Below are 2,011 nucleotides of genomic sequence, written 5' to 3'. Positions count from 1 at the left end.
GGCACCGCCGCGACCGTCGGCTTCGCGGGCCTGACCACCGCCAACGCCAACGGCAACGTGGAAGGGCTTGCGGCGCTGATCTTCTCGCGGTACGTCTGGGCGTTCGAACTCACCAGCGCGCTGCTGATCACCGCGGCCATCGGCGCGATGGTGCTGGCCCACCGCGAACGCTTCGAGCGCCGCAAGACGCAGCGGGAGCTGTCGCAGGAGCGGTTCCAGCCCGGCGGGCACCCGACCCCGATGCCCAGCCCGGGCGTCTACGCGCGCCACAACGCCGTCGACGTGGCAGCGCTGCTGCCGGACGGGTCGTACTCGAAGCTGTCGGTGTCGCCGATCCTGCGCAGCCGCGGCGCCGACGGCAAGGCAACCCCCTCCCGCCAGGCGATCAAAGGTGGCACCTCGTGAATCCGGCCAATTACCTTTACCTTTCGGCCCTGCTGTTCACCATCGGAGCCTCGGGTGTGCTGTTGCGACGCAACGCCATCGTGATGTTCATGTGCGTCGAGCTGATGCTGAACGCGGTCAACCTGGCGTTTGTCACATTCGCACGGATGCACGGCCACCTGGACGGCCAGATGATCGCGTTTTTCACGATGGTGGTGGCCGCGTGCGAGGTCGTCGTCGGGCTGGCCATCATCATGACGATTTTCCGTGCCCGCAAATCGGCGTCGGTGGACGACGCGAACCTACTCAAAGGCTGACATCGCCAATATGGGGCCAACATGACTCACTACACCTGGCTGCTGGTGGCGCTGCCGCTGGCGGGTGCCGCGATCCTGTTGTTCGGCGGCCGACGCACCGACGCCTGGGGCCACTGGCTGGGCTGCGCCACCGCGCTCGCGGCGTTCGGCGTCGGCCTGAGCCTGTTGAGCGAGCTGCTCGGCCGCGGCGCCGAGGACCGGGTCATCCACCAGACGGTGTTCACCTGGATCCCGGTCGGCCAACTGCAGGTGGACCTCGGCCTGCAAATCGACCAGCTGTCGGTGTGTTTCGTGCTGCTGATCTCGGGAGTCGGGTCGCTCATCCACATCTATTCGGTCGCCTACATGGCCGAAGACCCGGACCGGCGAAGGTTTTTCGGCTACCTCAACCTGTTCCTGGCCTCGATGCTGTTGCTGGTGGTCGCCGACAACTACGTGGTGCTCTACGTCGGCTGGGAAGGCGTGGGCCTGGCCTCCTACCTGCTGATCGGGTTCTGGTACCACAAGCCAACGGCGGCCACGGCCGCCAAGAAGGCCTTCGTGATGAACCGCGTCGGGGACGCCGGGCTGGCGCTGGGAATGTTCTTGATGTTCAGCACCTTCGGCACGCTGTCCTACGCCGGGGTGTTCGCCGGGGCGCCCGCCGCGGGCCGCGGGGCGCTGACGGCGATGGGCTTGCTGCTGCTGTTGGGCGCCTGCGCCAAGTCCGCGCAGGTGCCGCTGCAGGCCTGGCTGGGTGACGCGATGGAGGGCCCCACCCCGGTGTCCGCGCTGATCCACGCCGCCACCATGGTGACCGCCGGCGTCTACCTGATCGTGCGGTCCAACCCGCTGTACAACCTGGCGCCCGACGCGCAAACCGCGGTCGTGATCGTCGGCGCCGTCACGTTGCTGCTCGGCGCGTTCATCGGCTGCGCCAAGGACGACATCAAGCGCGCGCTCGCGGCATCCACGATGAGCCAGATCGGCTACATGGTGCTGGCCGCAGGGCTGGGCCCGGCCGGCTACGCGTTCGCGATCATGCACCTGCTCACCCACGGGTTCTTCAAGGCCGGGTTGTTCCTCGGCTCCGGCGCCGTGATCCACGCCATGCACGAGGAACAGGACATGCGCCGCTACGGCGGCCTGCGCGCGGCGCTACCGATCACCTTTGCCACCTTCGGTCTCGGCTATCTGGCGATCATCGGCGTGCCGCCGTTCGCGGGCTTCTTCTCCAAGGACGCGATCATCGAGGCCGCGCTGGGCGCCGGCGACGCGCGCGGTTACGTGCTGGGCGGGGCCGCGCTGCTGGGCGCGGGCGTCACCGCGTT

General features: G+C 68.1%; 2 protein-coding genes and 1 pseudogene. All 3 read left to right on the top strand.

Translation table 11 applies throughout. The features are described from left to right. Positions 1 to 405, top strand: a pseudogene (locus A5701_RS16075) (NADH-quinone oxidoreductase subunit J); the annotation flags it as partial. Further along, complete coding sequence (gene nuoK / locus A5701_RS16070) at positions 402 to 701, top strand: NADH-quinone oxidoreductase subunit NuoK (RefSeq protein ID WP_007168303.1); 300 nt, start codon at positions 402 to 404, stop codon at positions 699 to 701. The pseudogene A5701_RS16075 and the gene nuoK, both read left to right, overlap by 4 nt. Positions 702 to 722: 21 nt before the next feature. Then, positions 723 to 2,011, top strand: a 1,289-nt coding sequence (gene nuoL / locus A5701_RS16065; RefSeq protein ID WP_067755491.1) for an NADH-quinone oxidoreductase subunit L, incomplete at its 3' end; no start/stop codon positions are given.

The sequence above is a fragment of the Mycobacterium sp. E3305 genome (assembly GCF_001666785.1).
Taxonomy (GTDB): Bacteria; Actinomycetota; Actinomycetes; order Mycobacteriales; family Mycobacteriaceae; genus Mycobacterium.
This window is presented reverse-complemented; position numbering and strand designations above follow the sequence as displayed.